The organism is Spirochaetia bacterium (assembly GCA_022482625.1).
In the GTDB taxonomy this organism is placed as follows: domain Bacteria; phylum Spirochaetota; class Spirochaetia; order Sphaerochaetales; family Sphaerochaetaceae; genus Pleomorphochaeta.
On the sequence record JAKVOU010000001.1, the window covers coordinates 3,057,126 to 3,074,692 of the forward strand.

Here is a 17,567-nt window from a genome sequence, read left to right on the forward strand (position 1 = left end):
CAGGGGAGAAAAATGAAGTTACTTATTGTCAGTTCATATCCACCACGAAAATGTGGTATTGCAACATTTACTCAGGATTTGGTTGCAAATCTTCGCCAACAGGAACCATCGGTTGAAATAGGTATCGTTGCTTTGGGTGACGGTACTGTCGGTTATGACGGGGATGTTGTCCATATAATAGAACATCACGATGCTGAAAGCTATCAAAAAGCTGCAGCTTGGATCAACGCCTCGGGTTATGAAGTACTGGTCATAGAACATGAATATGGCCTGTATGGAGCCAATGACGGAGAAGCTGTCCTTACTTTGGCCAAAGAAAGTAGATTACCTATAATTACGACGCTGCATACCGTGCTTGCCCATCCATCGAAACAGCAGCGTGATATTCTTGCGTCTCTTTGCAGGTCGAGTGCTGCTGTCGTGACAATGGCTTCCAATTCACGCCACATGCTTGCAAAGGTATACGGAGTACCAAAGACCAAGGTCCATGTAATACACCATGGCGTTCCTTCTCACGAGGGATATCCCTCAAGAACAGTATTGAAGCAAAGATATGGTATGAAAGGAAAGACTGTTGTCAGTACTTTCGGATTGCTTAGTGAAGGAAAAGGCATCGAATATGGCATTATGGCTATGGCAAGCGTTGTCAAGGAACATCCGGAAGCCTTGTATATCATTGCCGGTCAGACACATCCTGTCGTCAGAGAAAAGGAAGGCGAGCAATATCGAAGGAAACTTGAACAAATGGTAGCTGACAAAGGGCTTAAGAATAATGTACGGTTCATTGACAGATATTTTTCCCAAGAGGATCTGGTACGTCTCCTTTTGCTCAGTGACATATATATGACACCTTATCTAGGACGTGAGCAGGCTGTGAGCGGGACACTGGCATATGCAGCCGGATGTGGAAAAGCCATTGTGTCCACTTCCTATCCATATGCACAGGAGCTTCTGGCAGATGGGCGAGGGATACTTGCTGATTTTGCTGATCCGGATTCCTTGGCACGGGCTTTGCTGCAGTTGCTTGACCATCAGCAGCAAAGACTTGATATGGAGCAGAAGATGGCTGAATTTGGAAAGAATATGACGTGGGGGACTGTCGCCCGCAGGTACAAAGAAGTCTTTGCCCATGTCTTGGCTATGGAAAAACTGCTGTCTGTATGTCCCTCTGACCGGTGCCTGTTCAGGATGAGCGATGATACCGGTATGTTTCAGCATGGAATCCTTACGGTTCCTAATCTCCATGAAGGGTATACGACTGATGACAATGTCAGGGCATTGCTTCTTGCTGCTCTGCGTTATAAGGGAAAAAAGGATGAACGGATACTGGTCTTGGTCCAAAAGTATCTTGCATTTGTCGCATATGCCTATAAGGATGGATGGTTCAGAAACTTCATGGGATATGACCGGAAATTTCTTGGAGAGTGCGGTTCTCAGGATTGTTTCGGCAGGTGCCTGTGGGTCTTGGGGACCCTCAGCATTGCTTCTTGGCTACCGGGTTCGGTTACTGAAGTCTGTAACACTTTGTTTCAGCAAGCTTTTTCCTCAATTAGCAAAGTCACTGCCATTCGAGCCAAGGCCTATAGCATAATAGGACTTGCACATAGGAATGTAAAAGCAGAATCTCCTATACTTGTAGCATTGGCGCAGGATTTGGTTGCAGCCTATACCCGTACATATTCCGATTCATGGAGATGGTTTGAAGATGAAGTAACCTACTGCAATGCCATATTGCCGTTGGCTCTTTTCGAAGCCTATCGGACCACAGGTATGAAAAAATTCCTTGCTGTTGCAACTGATTCGTGTGATTTCCTTATCAAGCTGACCGTGCGGGATGGATTCTTTTCGACTGTAGGCTGTAAAGGATGGTGTCACAGAGGATCTGAACCTGCACTTTATGACCAGCAACCTGTCGAAGCAGCCGGAATGGTTCAGCTATGTCTTACTGCATATGATGTTACGCGTCAGGTTCGTTACCATGAACTGGCAAAGACCTGTCTGCTATGGTTTGCAGGGAAAAACCTGCTTGGACTGCCGCTTGCCGATGGAAATGAAGGTGGTTGCTTTGATGGCTTGGAAGCCCATGGAGTGAACCAAAACCAAGGGGCAGAGAGTATCTTGAGCTGGCAGTTGGCTTGGTTTTGGTGGCATGGAGAAAGAAAGTAAAGGAATCTTTGGCTGTTCCTTATAGTTTTCCTTCTGTCAGTTTCTTCAGATGCTCAGTGAGTTTCATGTTCTCGCTGTAGTCGACAGGACAGTCGATGATAACTGGCTTGTCCATGGAAAAGGCATTCTCAAGCGATGGAATGAGGTCTTTACACTTCTCTATCTTCATTCCCTCACAGCCCATTGCCCTGGCGAGGGCAACGAAATCAGGATTTGTGAAATCCACATAGCAATGGTGCCCGAAGCGTTCATCTTGTTTCCATTTGATCAGGCCATAGGCTGAATCGGTAAGAATAAGGACAACGAAATTTGTCTTGCATCTAACGGCAGTCTCCAGTTCCTGTACGTTCATCATGAACCCGCCGTCCCCGCATATAGCGAGGATCTTTTTGTCCGGATAGACCAGCTTTGCGGCGATGGCACCAGGAACGGAGATGCCCATGGTGGCAAATCCGTTTGATATGATGCAGGAATTCGGCCTTTCGCAGTTGTATTCTCGTCCGATCCACATCTTATGGGCTCCGACATCAGAGATAAGGATGGATCCTGCATCCATGACTTTTCTGACATCGTAAAGGATTTTCTGTGGTTTCATAGGGAAACTGTCATCATCTGCATAGCTTTCAAATTCTGCTACCATCTGGTTTCGTATGGCAAATGCCCATTCAGGTACTTCTTTCCTATAGGCACGTCTTTGGATTTCCTGCAGGGAGTCTTCTATGTTTCCTATGACTTCTATTTCGGCTTCGTACCGTTTGTTTATATGTGCGGATTCTGGGCCTATATGGATGATGCGCTTGTCACCGTCCGGGTTCCATTTGATGGGGGTACATTCCACAAGGTCATAACCGATTGCAATGACAAGGTCAGCCTGCTTGAAAACCAAATCCGGATAATCTTTCTGTGGGATTCCAAAAGACCACATGCTATATTTGTTCGTCCAGGGAATAATGCCTTTTCCCATCATGGTATTGACCACGGGTATCTTCAGTTTTTCTGCAAATTTTGTCACTGCTTCACCGCAATTGTTCCTTGCTGCTGAAGAACCTGCAAGGATGACAGGTTTCTGTGCCCGCGAAATGACGGTAGCAGCTTCCTCGATTGATTGGAATGTCGCCTGTCCTTCCTGGGCTGGAACCTTTTTCATCGGATGACCGTCTACTTCCATTTTTGCGATGTTGCAAGGAAGATCAATATGTGAAGCTCCCGGTTTTTCACTTTCAGCATACTTGAAGGCTATCCTGACGATTTCCATGACGGTATCGGGACGGACAACGGCCTTTGATCTTTTCGTGATCGGTTCAAACATCTTTACGAGATCTACGTACTGATGGGAGGTGAGGTGCATCCTGTCAGTCCCAGCTTGTCCTGTTATGGCTACCAACGGGGCCCCATCCATGTTGGCATCTGCTACTCCCGTGACAAGGTTTGTTGCTCCTGGTCCAAGCGTGGAGAGACATACACCGGCTTTGCCAGTCAGCCTGCCGTAGACATCGGCCATGAATGCTGCACCTTGTTCATGTCTTGTCGGAATGAATTCAATGGTGGACTTCTCAAGGGCATTCATGAGTTCAAGGGTTTCTTCTCCTGGGATTCCGAAGACATACTTTACTCCCTCTGCTTCAAGGCATTCTACCAGAAGCGTTGCCGTGTTTTTCTTGTTTCCGTCCATATTGTCTTCCTGACTTCTGTTGGTTCAAGGTGCACGATGACATCTATACAAATTGGAAAATACCACTAAAGCAGGAGCTACACAATAAGGAAGATTTGCATATGGACAATTTTGATGAAAAAGTTTTGACAATTGGACAAATCATCTTGAGAATTACAGTAAAAGACATTCCTGGATAGAAAAATACTGATAGATACGATATGTCATTATCGTCGGTCCCACAGTCTCTTATCCCGTGAAGGATGCTGTAAAATCAAAGTACAGGCTAGCATTTTGCATGATGATGGATTACCATTGCTACCTGTGCATAGTGCTTGCAGTATACCTGATGATAAAGGAGAAGACGCATGGATATCATGGAACGGATCAAGGGGGAATATGATGGACAGAGTGCGTTGCGGAAGAAAATCTCAGACTTTATCATGGATAATCTTTTACAAGCCTGTTTTTTTTCTTTGAAGGAATTTGCTTCTGCCAATGAAGTTACCGAAGCTACGGTGCTCAGTTATGGAAGAAGCATCGGTTGTGACAGTTATCTACAGATGAAGAAAGAACTGCAGAACCAGGCTATGAAGAGTTTTTCTTCCCAGAGCCGTCTGTCGGTATTGGCCAAGCAAAGTTCAAGCTTTGATGACCTGTTCCTCAAAGTGGAGACTGCTGAGATAAAATCACTGCGTACCATGTTTGAATACAATAGTCCGCAGAAGATACGGGCTATCTTGCCTTGCTGAAAACGAGCCCATGATATCTATGCCGTAGGGACACTGTGACAGTAGGATTTTCTCCGATTATTTTTCCAGGAGAATGAATTCACTTGGGTGTTCCTGTGAGGCTCTTGATCTCCAGGATATTTCACTGAGTCTGAGCAAGATATCGTCAATTGCTGCGAGTGACAGCCTGTTGGTTGCCATTACCATAACCCCATATGGAAAACCTACTTTGTCCATGGCTAGGCTTTGCAAATCAATAGGTATGCCTGTCATTGCCATTACCGATAGTCAGTATTCACCCATTGTTGCCGACTGTGATGAGTTCCTGTTGGTTTCCACTGAATTGTTCGGCTTGACCAATTCTCCTACCTCCGTCTTTGCCTTGATCAATCTTATAAGCATCCTTATGCAGTTTGATCTGCAGAAGGAAGAGCATGCACAGCAAGATTTGCAACCGGATATCCTGGCCCGGCGCTATGATGATATTCTCAATACTTTGAACTGAAAAATAGTATGTGATATCATACAAAAGCAAAAGTATCTTGTGAAAAGTTGATAAGCTGAAGTTACAAAGGAATCTATATATGGCTAGCTTGCTGTATATTACGTAAGAAACTATATTGTGTCTCGATATTGTCGGTTTTTTCCCTTTGCTAAGTATACATCCCTAGGTCCTAAATCTAATGTTTCCAAAAAAGATTTGTACTGTTTCAAAAGAATTGTTACATATTCAGATGAAATAATTTCAAATAATTTAAATTTTGTTCATTCTGGTGGGTAATTATTGACACAAGAGTATAACCTGTTATTTTGGTTTCCAGAGATTTTGATATACATATTATTCAACGTACACAGTATTTGAATGAACTTATCCAGTATTGTAATGAATCAGTTATCAAAGTGGTTACTGGCGTGCGTCGGTGTGGTAAATCAACATTGCTTAGCCAACTGTTCTATTCGTACTTGCTTGAACAGGGTACTGAAACCAGACAGATTATTTTAATCAATCTTGAATCATTGGAAAATGAAGAATTATTGGATTATCATCAGTTATATACATTCATTAAGTCTAGATTGGTTTCTGGCAAAATGAATTACATCATAATCGATGAAATCCAAAATTGTAAGGGTTTTGAACGAGTCATAGATAGCCTTTACCTATTGTCTAATACAGATATCTATATTACTGGGTCAAATGCCTATTTGCTTTCTAGTGATTTGGCGACAATGCTGACCGGTAGATATGTGATACTACACCTGTTGCCTTTTTCATTCAGTGAATATCAATGTTTTTTCCTAATCAGGAGAAAAGGGAATTGTTCAATGCATATATCAAGACGGGAGGATTTCCTTTCAGTACGGAACTGTTTGCGAAGGATCTAGATATCATTCCTTATCTTGAAGGTTTATATGCAACCATTGTGACCAAAGATATTGTTACCAGAGAATCAATCGAAGACATAAATACCCTGAATGCCATTATAAAAACTTTGGCAGGAAGTTTGGGATCTACAGTTTCACTTCAGAAGATAACCAATACTTTGAAGGCTGCTGGTAGGAAGGTATCAATAAACACCATTGAAAAATATATCAAGGCACTTTGTGACAGTTATTTGTTCTATAAAACCAATAGGTTTGATGTCCGTGGGCGACAATATCTCAAGACATTCGGCAAATATTATATTGTAGATACAGGATTACGGAATTTATTGTTTGCCCAACGCTCATTTGATTTAGGACATCAGATTGAAGATATTGTATTCCTCGAACTGTTGAGGAGAAAGAAAAAAATCTTTATAGGCAAGGCAGGAAACCTGGAAATTGATTTTGTCTGTCAGGTGCCATCTGGATTGGAATATTATCAGGTCAGTGCCAGTGTTTTAGATGCTGGGACATTGGAAAGGGAACTGAAGCCGTTGCAGAAACCTGGTGATAATTATCCAAAATACCTTCTTACCCTTGATGAAGTAGGAACCGGAGCCGACTATAATGGTATACGGCAACTTAATCTTATTGATTGGCTTTTGTCTATATAAGATATTGTATTTATGTTGTCTTTGTCGTCATGAGATGATGATATTCTCAACACACTTTGAACTGGCAATAGTACAGGATATACACCATTTTGCATAAAATTATAATAAATATTCAAAAACCTCTTGTATGAATTGATTGTAGCAATTACTATAAATCAACCTGTGGATTTAGGAAATCATAGGACACAATGCACTCATTCTGTAGTGAAAAGTATAGCGCAAGGAGAAAAAAATGAAAAAAAAGCTATTGAGTCTCATGGGTGTCGCTTTGTTTCTGGTGGGATTGCCTGTATTTGCAAACGGCACGGCCGAAAAAAGTTCTGCAACGGCTGAACAGACAGAAACTACTGCCACTTCTCAATTGGCCGATCAGATTATAGTCGGTAATCTGTCGGAACCAAAATATCTTGATCCCAATGCACCGGGTGTCGGTGGAGCCGAGGTCAACGTCTGCCAACAGATCTATGAAGGTCTTGTGACGATTGACAAGGAAGGAAAGGTCGTCCCTCAACTGGCTTCTGATTGGACAGTCAGTGATGACGGTATGGTATATACCTTCAATCTTGTTCCTAGTGTGAAGTTTTCCGATGGCACACCGGTTACTGGGGAGGATTGGAAGTGGTCGCTTTACCGCGCCCGTGATTACAAGCCTTCAAGCTATCGGTTCATTGCCGAGGACATTGATACCGTAGAAGCTACAGACAGCCAGGTCATCATTACCTTGAAGAAACCTGCAGCTCCGTTTATCTATGATCTTGCCAATTTCAATATGGTCGTCGGTTCGAAGGCCCATTGGGATGCAGTCGGTGATGAAGCTTACCTTGATCAGCCGCTTGGAACCGGTCCTTATATGCTCAAGTCCTGGGATCGTGGCAAGTCATTGACTCTTGTTGCCAATCCATACTATCGCAATGCAGACTATCCCAAGACCAAGGAGATCAAATATGTCATCGTTGCTGACGACAATACCCGCTATGATGCAGCTGCAGTCCGGGCAGTTGGATGTCATCGGTGATATTCCCTATAGCATTGTTCCGATGATCAAGGCTAACAAGAACCTTACCCTCGATATGTTTGATTCTACAAAGATCAGGTATTTGATTCTGAATACTACAAAGGCACCGTTCGATGATCCTGCAGTGCGCAGAGCCCTGTACTACGCGCTCAACAAACAGGAACTTGCTACTGCAATTACCGGTCCTTACGGTACTCCGGTTGCGGCTTTGGTAAGCCCGACTCAGGGAAAGTGGTCTGACAGTGACCTGAAGGTAACTCCATATAGTCCTGAAAAAGCCAAGGCTGCACTTGCTGCTGCCGGTTATACTGAACCTGTACAGTTCACACTTTCTGTATTCAGTGGTTCCAAGGTCTATGAACAGATTGCAACCTTGATCAAGAGTGAAGTTGACAAGGCAGGTTTCTCCTGCAAGATCGAGCTTCTTGAGAATGCTGCACTTTCAGACAAGTATTCCTCTCTGTCCCACCAGGCTACGGTACTGATGTGGATTGATGACATCAGGGATCCTTCCGAGGTATGTGGTTGGACAGTTGACTATGACCAGTGCGATGCATGGTATACCGGATTGAGGGATCAGAAACTTGAGGATCTCAATGACACTGCATTCAAGGAACAGGATGAGACAAAGCGTGTGCAGATGTACCAGCAGGTTCAGCAGAAGATATATGACAATGCAAATGTCATTCCTCTGTTCAGTACTGGATTTGCCTATGCTTCCAGCAACAAGATCCATGGATTGTATGTAAGTCCATTCGGCGTCTATCAGGCAATGGATTGGACCAAGACACGGTAAGTGACGTAAGTTATATGCCGGCACAGAAGGTTTTCTGTGCCGGTATTTCGGAGGAAAAAGATGAACAGGCTCAATTATTGCATCAAGCGGATACTGCAGATCATACCGGTACTTTTTGTCGTTTCCATATTGATTTTCTTCATGTTGCGTTTTATCGGAGGAGATCCTGCCCGCTTGATCCTCGGAGACAAGGCGACCAATTCTGCCATTCAGGCGTTGCACGAAAAGCTTGGTTTGGACAGGCCGCTCCCTGTGCAATATTGGCTGTTCCTTTCCGGTATCTTTCATTTGGACCTGGGGACTTCCCTGAGTCTCCAGTGTCCCGTTTCCCAGTTGCTTGTCCAGCGTATGCCGATTACCATCAAATTGACTCTGCTGTCTTCCCTTATTGCAGTCCTTATCAGCCTGCCCCTGGGATATTTGGCAGGCAAGTATAAGGATAAGCTGTGGGACCATACGATACGGACGATGACGTTGGTTTTCATATCCATGCCTTCTTTCTGGGTCGGCTTGTTGCTGATGATTCTTTTCGGAGTCGTCTTGGGCTGGCTTCCTGCAGGAGGCTGGGATGGAACTTCTTTCCTGACCCAGTTGAAAAGCCTGTTGCTTCCGGCTCTTACCCAATCCCTTTCAATGACTGCCTTGCTGATGCGGGACATGCGGAATTCCGTAGCTGATATTTCCCAGATGGATTTTGTCAGCTTTGCAAAAAGCAAGGGACTGAGCAAGAGAGCGATACGGAACAGGCACATATTCCGGAATGCATTGATTTCCTATGTGACGTTGCTTTCGATCAACATTGCCTATATGTTGGGTGGTTCCGTCATCATAGAAACGGTCTTTGCCCTACCAGGCATAGGCAAACTCATGATTGATTCGATTTTCAACCGTGACTATGCCGTAGTCCAGTCCCTGGTATTGCTTTTTGCGGCTTTAGTCATGGTCATCAACCTGATTACTGATATTGTCTATTCTTTCTTGGATCCAAGGGTAAGCTACTGATATGATCAACATCAAAACAAAACTTGAAAAACGACAAAGTTCCCTTCCGCCATGGTTGGTACGTCCTGCTTTCGTGGTAGGTAGCGTCATTGTCGTGCTGTTTATACTTATTTCATTTTTTCCTGGCGTATTTACTCATTACGATCCTATTGAAGTCCATGTGGCGGAAGCTTTGCAGGCCCCTGGCTTCACCCATCTGTTCGGTACCGATGAGTATGGCAGGGATATCTATACGAGGATACTGTATGGAGCAAGGATTGATTTGGCGATGGGCGTACTTGGCGTCATCATTCCTTTCATCGTGGGCGGTACATTAGGCCTGCTGGCAGGTTACTATGCAGGCATACTGGATACGGTTGTCATGAGGATCATTGATGTATTGATGGCTTTCCCTTTTACAATTTTGGTAATTGTCATCATGTCTATCCTTGGTGCCGGCATACAGAATGTGTTCATCGCTCTCTGGCTGGTGGGGTGGATGAGCTATGCCAGGCTTGTACGCAGTGAGACGATGAAGCTCAAGAATACTGAATTCATCCAAGCGGCCAAGGTGGAAGGTTTTTCAGATATGCGTATCCTTCTCCGGCATCTGTTACCAAATGTCATTTCTTCCGCCATTGTCTATGCTGCATCGGACATCGTTTTGTGCATGCTGACCGGCGCTTCCATGAGTTTTTTGGGACTGGGTGTCCAGTTGCCTGCACCCGAATGGGGGGCAATACTCAATGAAGGCCGCAGTTACATCAGCTATGCATGGTGGATCACGTTGTTTCCGGGGCTTTTCCTTGCTTTCAATGGCATTGGATTTTCCCTGCTTGGAGACAGTTTGACTGATATATTGAGAAGGAAGGGGCATTGACTGATATGGCAGAGAAAAAAATACTTTTGGAAGTCAAAGGGCTCAAGACTTGTTTTCCGCTTAAGACTGAGACCGTACATGCTGTCAATGGGGTTTCCTTTGTCATCTATGAGGGTGATACCTTCGGCTTGGTAGGAGAATCCGGTTGCGGGAAAAGTCAGACGCTGTATTCGATCCTTCGCTTGTTGAAGAAACCCGGTGTCATCCAAGGCGGAAGCATCATCTATAAAGGGCGTGATTTGGTCAGCTTGCCTGAGAAGGAAATGCAGCAGGTAAGGGGAAAGGAAATTGCCCAGATATTCCAGGAACCGATGACGGCACTCAATCCTGTGCTGACCATCCGCAAGCAGCTGTTTGAATCATTCGAACATACACCGATGACAAAAAAGCAGAAGGAAGCCCATGCCGTTGAATTGCTGCGCATGGTCGGCATCCCTTCTCCTGAAAAAAGACTGAATGAATATCCTCATCAATTTTCCGGTGGGATGCGCCAAAGGGCGATGATTGCCATTGCACTTGGAGAAAAACCAAGACTTCTTTTGGCTGATGAACCTACGACGGCCCTTGACGTAACCATCCAGGACCAGATATTGACCTTGATCAATGACTTGAAGGAAAAACTTGGCATGAGCATGATCCTGGTTACCCATGACCTTGGGGTCGTAGCACAGATGTGTAACAGGGTTGCTGTAATGTATGCAGGCCTTATCATGGAGTCAACTGATGCGATTACTTTGTTTTCAAAACCACGGCATCCGTATACCAAGGCGTTGATGAGTTCTATTCCGAACGGCAGCGGGAAAAAACTTGATACCATTTCTGGTACTCCGCCCAATCTTGCGGCTGATATCATCGGTTGTCCTTTTGCTCCGCGTTGCAGATATGCCGTGGATACATGTAGGCAGGTTCTACCCGATCTTTGTGAGATTGAACCTGGACATATGACCAGATGCCATCGTCTTGATGTCGTTGCTGGCTTTGACGGATTGATTCCGGTTGAGGAGAAAACTTGAGATGATGGATGGACAGGAATTGCTTCGGGTCGAGCACCTGAGCAAATGGTTTCCTCAGAAGCGAGGAATCGTTGAACGGTTCAAAGGTGGAGAAATTGCCTATCTCAAGGCCGTTGATGATGTTTCTTTTGTTATCAAACGAGGGGAAAACCTTGGTTTGGTCGGTGAATCAGGATGTGGAAAATCTACACTTGCGAAATGTATTCTCCGTTTGATTGAACCTACAAAGGGACAGATTTTCCTTGAAGGAACGGATATTACGGCACTTGCAGGAGAGCCGCTGCGCAAGGTCAGACCTAGGATGCAGATGATTTTTCAGGATCCTTATTCATCCCTGAATCCTCGGATGAGTGTCTATGATACCATTGCAGAAGTCCTTAAGGTACATCATGCGGTTCCCCTGCAGGATATACCACGGCGAGTAGGGGAACTTCTGGATATGTGCGGTCTGTCTATGGATGTCAAGGACCGTTATCCCGGTGAATTCTCAGGCGGACAGCGGCAGAGGGTAGGCATTGCCCGTGCCATTGCTCTCAATCCTAGTTTCATTGTTGCGGATGAACCTGTTTCGGCCCTTGATGTCTCGATTCAGGCACAGATCCTCAATTTGCTCGATTCCCTGCAGCAGGAACTTAACCAGACACTGCTGTTCATTTCCCATGACCTGCAGGTAATCCGCCATATTACCACGAGGGTAGAAGTAATGTATCTTGGTTCGAATATGGAACTGGGAAGGACGGAAGATGTATTCTCCCATCCTGCTCATCCGTACACCGAGATATTGATGAAGGCTACACCGAGTCTCGATCCTCGGAACAGAAAAGAAAAACATGCAATTGACGGAGAACCGCCAAGTCCCATTGATATGCCTTCTGGATGCAAATTCCATACCAGATGCCCATATTGCAAGGACAAGTGTAAGACTGAGGTCCCTCAGATGAAAGAAATAGGCCCCGGACATTTCTGTGCTTGCCATTTCCCGTTGTAGATAAATTGTATTTTCTGATTTTCCCTTTGTCTTCCGGTACTGTCTGGAAGAATGGGGGTATATCTTTTTTAAAGATCTGTAGGAGGTAAGAGTATGGATAAAGCTGAATCACTTAAGTTGATTTCAGATCTTTCCGATGCAAACGGTGCATCGGGTTTTGAATATGATGTCGTATCAGTATTACGCAAAGCTGTTTCCGGGCTAGGGACAGTTGATGAAGATAGCCTGCATGACTTATACGTCAACTTCAAGGGTAACTCAGGGAACAGGCCACGGATGTTGCTTGATGCACATACGGATGAAGTAAGTTTTATGGTCAAGGATATAAAACCGGACGGGACTCTTGATTTCATCGTACTCGGCGGCATCGTATCGTGGGATATCCCTGCACATAAGGTGAGGGTAAGGACGAAGGACGGAACTTATATTCCTGGAATAATCTCAAGTACGCCACCGCATTTCCTTTCCGAGGCAGAACGGAAGCTTCCTCCTGATGAAAGTTCCATGTCCATAGATATCGGTGCTACCAGCAAGGAAGATGCGGAAAGGAACTATGGTATACGGATAGGCGAGCCGGCAGTACCTGATGTAGCTTTCTGGTATGACAAATCCCATGACAGGATGTTCGGCAAAGCCTTTGACTGCCGTCTGGGTTGTGCCTGTATCGTCAGGACTTTGGATGCCCTGAAGGAAGAAAAGAATTTGGGGGTGGATCTGATTGCTGGATTTTCTGTACAGGAAGAAGTAGGGACCAGAGGCGCGACGGTTACGGCAACAAAAGTAAAACCTGATATTGCCATTGTCTTTGAAGGTTGTCCCGCCGATGATACTGTCGTACAACCATATGCAAGTCAGACAAGAATTACCGAAGGTCCGATGCTTCGCTACATTGACAAGAGAATGATTACCAATCCCCGGTACCAACGCTTTGCCTTGGATCTTGCCGAAGAACGAAACATTCCTGTACAGGCCGGTGTAAGGACAGGTGGCTCAACCAACGGGGCTCCCATACATCTGTCAAACAATGGTGTACCTACCATCGTCATCGGTATCCCTGTCCGCTATATCCACACTCATTACGGCATTGCCTGCTTTGCAGATGTGGAGGCTTCGACGGACCTTGCCGTTGCGCTGATCAAAAAACTTGATGCTGATAGCATCCATAGTTTCTAAGGAGGATAAGATATGGACAAATTCATTGCTGAATATAAGCAGTTTCTGGATGATGGCAAGACGGAACGGGAATGTGTACGTGAAATACTAGCTTTGGCTGAAAAGAAAGGCTATCGGAATATTGCCGGTTTTTCGTCTTTGAAGCCTGGTGACAAGGTCTATGTCAACAAGATGGACAAGAGCGTTGCTTTGTTCTGCATCGGTAGGAAAGACCTTGCGGAAGGTATGCATATCCTAGGTGCACACATAGATTCTCCTAGGTTGGATGTCAAGCAGAATCCTGTATATGAGAAAGATGGCATCGTTTATCTCAATACCCATTACTATGGTGGGATCAAAAAATACCAATGGCTGACGCTTCCTCTTGCCATCCATGGGGAAGTATTCCTGACCGATGGTACCAGCGTAAGTCTGAGCATCGGTGAGAAACCGGATGATCCGGTATTCAGCATTTCGGATATCCTTCCTCATATTGCCCAGGAGCAGATGAAAAAGAGTGCTGCGGATTTCATCGATGCAGAGAACCTTGATCTGGTACTTGGGGCTTTCGCCGGAAAAGATACGGGGAAAAAGGTTGTGCTGGAGGTACTGAAGCGGGACTATGGCATTGAAGAGGAAGATTTCCAATCTGCCGAGCTTGAAATCGTTCCGGCTGGTGCCGCCAGGGACAGCGGGTTCTGCAGGGATCTGATACTTGCCTATGGGCAGGATGACCGTGTCTGTGCCTTTGCTTCCCTGAAGGCGATGCTTGACATTGAAAATCCGGAAATGACTGCTAGTTGCATCCTTGTAGACAAGGAAGAGATTGGCAGTTATGGAGCTACCGGAATGAGATCCCATTTCTATGACAATGCCGTAGCTGAAGTGGTTGCAAGGACCAGCAGTCCAAGTGAATTGACAGTTCGTCGTTGTCTTGCAAATTCCTGGATGCTGAGCAGTGATGTGAATTCAGCCTTTGATCCGTTGAATGCAGATCTCTATGACAAGCAGAATTCATCAGGGCTTGCCCAGGGTGTCGTGTTCAACAAGTATACGGGTGGCAAAGGGAAAAGCGGCTCAAGTGATGCAAATCCTGAATTCATTGCAAAGTTGAGAAAGGTGATGAGCGATGGAAAGGTTACCTATCAATTTGCTGAGATGGCAAAGGTCGATGTGGGAGGCGGCGGTACAATTGCACATATGGCAGCAACTTTCGGCATGCAGGTCATTGATTGCGGTGTACCTGTGCTGAGCATGCATGCTCCATGGGAACTTACCAGTAAGTTTGATGCCTATCAGGCCTACTTGGCTTATGGTGCCTTCTTTACCTTGAAGTAGGTGTATTCCTTATAAAATTTACAGGTTTCGTTGAAAAGACGGGACCTGGTTTTTTGCCTATGAAAAAAAGCCCTATGGAAACCGATATGTTCCATAGGGCTGATTCTTTTACAGGTTGTTTTCTTATTTCCTTAGCTATAATTTCTAAAATGTCCTGAGAGCAGTGCAGTAACCAAGATTATGTGCATGATGTCTGCAAAAGAAGAACTGACATACTTGATTGTCCTTCCGCTGATCCTTTCTACCGATGGAATCATTTCCACAGCATCAGCCATGACGGTTGTCATCAGATCGATTTCAAGTGTTGTCGGTGTCTTTGCAAGTAGAATAGGCAACTTTCCTTGTTTTGTGTTTGCCACGGCATCCCTGACTGCTTTTCTGAAGCGGGGTTCCAATGATTGAGGTTCATAGAGTTTTGCTGCAAAACGGCCGAGTCCTTCTTTTGTCCTGACGTATGTCGGTAGCAACTGTGTCTGTTTCAGTTCCTGTTCCAGGATGTCATCACCGGCAACCATTGCAAGCGGTACACCTTTTTCTGCTGCATAGTAGCAGTTCAGTTCTGTTTCTCCTACCGGTACCGAGTTGATACGGATGTTGTAGATGCCTGCACTGCTGTAGGAATGATCCATCAGTCCATATTTGCTGCCGATCATTGCATGGTAGCCGATGAGCATCAGCATGTCATAGGAACTGTCAAGGGTAGCCATCATATAGTTCTGACGGGGATAGCCTTTGATCTGGGTGATCCTTGGATCATTGAAGCTCCCGTAAGGCAGGTTTTCGCCTCTGCTATGGGAATCACATAAGGTGATTTCTTCAAGTTCCGGGGCACTTTTGAACAGTTCGTCAATGACCCATTGCAGTTCCCTTATATAGGCTTTTCCGGCAGTTGTCGGATCGGCTTCCATTTCCTTCCAGCTAGTCAGGCCGCTGAGACCCTCTGTATCCAAGCTTATGAATACTTTACGCATAAGATGTATAGCTCCTTGAAATTAACTATCTGATTGATATGTAGATAGAATATAAGGAAATGCAATATGTTGCAATAGATTTTACAATATTAGACATATTCATGAGATGTGTTTTCCTTTCTTTTTTTATATGAGTTGGAGAACTGTTTTAAGAGTTGAATTTATATTGTCAGTGAAAATAAAATGAGGAGTTTGCTGTAGAATGAAATCGGGAGATTGAGGTTGCGTTGGAAGCAATTGCCAATTTTGACAAACGGGAAAAGCTGCTGCAGCAACAGCTTTTCCATACCAATGAAACAGCAACAAAAGTATAAGATACTTTGCATTTACCATCATTTCCGTTGGATTTTCAGAAGCCTTCCGTGATATGCTTTCCGATGGAGGATTTTCGATGAAACCATCAGCATATTTGTTGAAACATGTACATGCCTTTGGCCCGGAAGACCTGGGCATCGTAGATATCGCAGTTGCAGGAACCAAGATCATTGATATCGGTAAGGATCTTGACTATACCGGACGGAACATCAAGGTCATTGATCTGGAAGGGGCCTTTGTCATTCCTGGATTGATTGACCAACATGTCCATCTTATCGGAGGTGGAGGGGAAGATGGCCTTGCCAGCAGAGTACCGCCTATAAAGGTATCCGATTGTGTGTCTGCCGGTGTCACGACACTGGTAGGCGTCCTTGGAACCGATGGTGTGACCAGGACAGTCCAGGATCTTCTTGCCAAGACAAAAAGTCTGAATGAGTATGGGCTCACTGCCTTTTGTCTGACAGGATCCTATCAGGTTCCGTCTCCGACTATTACGGGATCTGTTGAAAAAGACATTGTCTTCATCCAGGAAGTCATAGGAGTCAAACTTGCTATAAGTGACCATCGTTGTTCCATCCCTACAAAAGAGGAAATCATACGCTTGGCCTCAGAAGCCCGCTTGGGTGGACTGATAGGCAAGAAGGCAGGTGAAGTACATATCCATGTCGGTTCCGATCCCAGGGGCATACAGGATATCTTTGATATTGCAGAAACGACGCCATTGCCGGTTTCGATATTCCATCCGACTCATATGGGTGGTCATCTTGACCAAGCGCTCAAGTTCACTACCATCGGTGGATACGCTGACATCACGACCGGAACCAAATCGCCTGAGAAGGTTGCTTCTCTCCTGCATGCAGGAGCAAATGAGCATCTTGTTACGATGAGCAGTGATTCCAATGGGAGTATTCCTGTCTGGAACGATCATAAGCAGATAATCGGCATGCATGCCGGTCATATTTCCTTGCTTCATGAGAATTGGAAACGGTTGGTTGATGAACAGGATATTCCTTTTGCGACAGCACTCCGTCTTGTTACTGAAAACCCTGCAAAAGCTTTGGGTTTTGTCTCAAAGGGATGTCTGGCTGCCGGCTATGATGCGGATCTTGTCGTCCTTGATGACAAAAAGGACATACGGTCGGTCATGGCAGGTGGAACCTGGCTTTCTGAAGATGGAAAACAGGTCAAGATTGCCATGTATGAGGGGCCTGACAACCTGTAGGATCTGTTTTATTCGGCAATAGTACAGTCAAATAGATTGTTCTGTTGCCGTAGGGCTTTTTGATATTCCGCAGAATCGGTATATTACTGCCAAAATGTTGGAGTGGTTTTTCTTTTCATAACCTAAATGACAAAGTCAGTTTGTGTAAAAATTAAACAAAAAGTAACTTATAAATCATGCATGAGACTAAGTTTTTTATAACAATTTGTGCTATCAATAAGGCAATAATTCTTTATCGTTGATAATAGTTGCTTTAATTTAATGTGAATTATCTAAAAGAATTATTAAAATTTAGTTAATTTTCTATTGCTT

The 17,567-nt window shown here is 44.8% G+C and carries 14 protein-coding genes and 1 pseudogene; 13 read left to right on the top strand and 2 right to left on the bottom strand.

Going from position 1 to position 17,567, the window contains the following annotated elements:
- Positions 1-12 precede the first annotated feature (12 nt).
- On the top strand, positions 13-2,166 hold the full coding sequence (locus tag LKE40_13880; protein ID MCH3918519.1) for a glycosyltransferase: 2,154 nt from the start codon (positions 13-15) through the stop codon (positions 2,164-2,166).
- 19 nt (positions 2,167-2,185) lie between these two features.
- Here LKE40_13880 and LKE40_13885 read toward each other — a convergent pair whose 3' ends face one another.
- Complete coding sequence (locus tag LKE40_13885; protein MCH3918520.1) at positions 2,186-3,838, bottom strand: acetolactate synthase large subunit; 1,653 nt, start codon at positions 3,836-3,838, stop codon at positions 2,186-2,188.
- A 347-nt stretch (positions 3,839-4,185) separates the two neighbouring features.
- Between LKE40_13885 and LKE40_13890 the strand changes: the two genes are divergently transcribed.
- The 11 genes and pseudogenes from LKE40_13890 to LKE40_13940 all read left to right on the top strand — a co-directional run bounded on the left by LKE40_13890 (position 4,186) and on the right by LKE40_13940 (position 14,747).
- Entirely contained in the window at positions 4,186-4,569 is a 384-nt protein-coding gene (locus tag LKE40_13890) for a hypothetical protein (GenBank protein MCH3918521.1), read from the top strand.
- 73 nt (positions 4,570-4,642) lie between these two features.
- Entirely contained in the window at positions 4,643-5,053 is a 411-nt protein-coding gene (locus tag LKE40_13895) for an SIS domain-containing protein (protein ID MCH3918522.1), read from the top strand.
- A gap of 407 nt (positions 5,054-5,460) precedes the next feature.
- On the top strand, positions 5,461-5,931 hold the full coding sequence (locus LKE40_13900; GenBank protein MCH3918523.1) for an AAA family ATPase: 471 nt from the start codon (positions 5,461-5,463) through the stop codon (positions 5,929-5,931).
- A complete protein-coding gene (locus LKE40_13905) occupies positions 5,865-6,584 on the top strand; it encodes an ATP-binding protein (protein ID MCH3918524.1) in 720 nt (239 codons plus the stop codon). Before LKE40_13900 ends, LKE40_13905 begins: the two co-directional genes overlap by 67 nt.
- 544 nt (positions 6,585-7,128) lie before the next feature.
- Positions 7,129-8,395, top strand: a pseudogene (locus LKE40_13910) (ABC transporter substrate-binding protein).
- 60 nt (positions 8,396-8,455) lie between these two features.
- Positions 8,456-9,397 (top strand): ABC transporter permease, encoded by a 942-nt coding sequence (locus LKE40_13915; protein ID MCH3918525.1) that lies wholly within the window; start codon positions 8,456-8,458, stop codon positions 9,395-9,397.
- A 1-nt stretch (position 9,398) separates the two neighbouring features.
- On the top strand, positions 9,399-10,256 hold the full coding sequence (locus tag LKE40_13920; GenBank protein MCH3918526.1) for an ABC transporter permease: 858 nt from the start codon (positions 9,399-9,401) through the stop codon (positions 10,254-10,256).
- Positions 10,257-10,261: 5 nt separating this feature from the next.
- Positions 10,262-11,269, top strand: a complete 1,008-nt coding sequence (locus LKE40_13925; GenBank protein MCH3918527.1) for an ABC transporter ATP-binding protein — start codon at positions 10,262-10,264, stop codon at positions 11,267-11,269.
- A 1-nt stretch (position 11,270) separates the two neighbouring features.
- Entirely contained in the window at positions 11,271-12,257 is a 987-nt protein-coding gene (locus LKE40_13930) for an ABC transporter ATP-binding protein (GenBank protein ID MCH3918528.1), read from the top strand.
- Between the two features lie 93 nt (positions 12,258-12,350).
- Complete coding sequence (locus LKE40_13935; protein ID MCH3918529.1) at positions 12,351-13,430, top strand: M42 family peptidase; 1,080 nt, start codon at positions 12,351-12,353, stop codon at positions 13,428-13,430.
- A 12-nt stretch (positions 13,431-13,442) separates the two neighbouring features.
- Positions 13,443-14,747, top strand: coding sequence for an aminopeptidase (locus tag LKE40_13940; protein ID MCH3918530.1), 1,305 nt, complete (start codon positions 13,443-13,445; stop codon positions 14,745-14,747).
- Positions 14,748-14,878: 131 nt separating this feature from the next.
- On the opposite strand, the gene LKE40_13945 is transcribed toward LKE40_13940, so the two are convergent.
- Positions 14,879-15,718, bottom strand: coding sequence for a M55 family metallopeptidase (locus LKE40_13945; protein ID MCH3918531.1), 840 nt, complete (start codon positions 15,716-15,718; stop codon positions 14,879-14,881).
- 391 nt (positions 15,719-16,109) lie between these two features.
- Between LKE40_13945 and iadA the strand changes: the two genes are divergently transcribed.
- A complete protein-coding gene (iadA, locus tag LKE40_13950; protein ID MCH3918532.1) occupies positions 16,110-17,255 on the top strand; it encodes a beta-aspartyl-peptidase in 1,146 nt (381 codons plus the stop codon).
- The last annotated feature ends 312 nt before the right edge of the window (positions 17,256-17,567 follow it).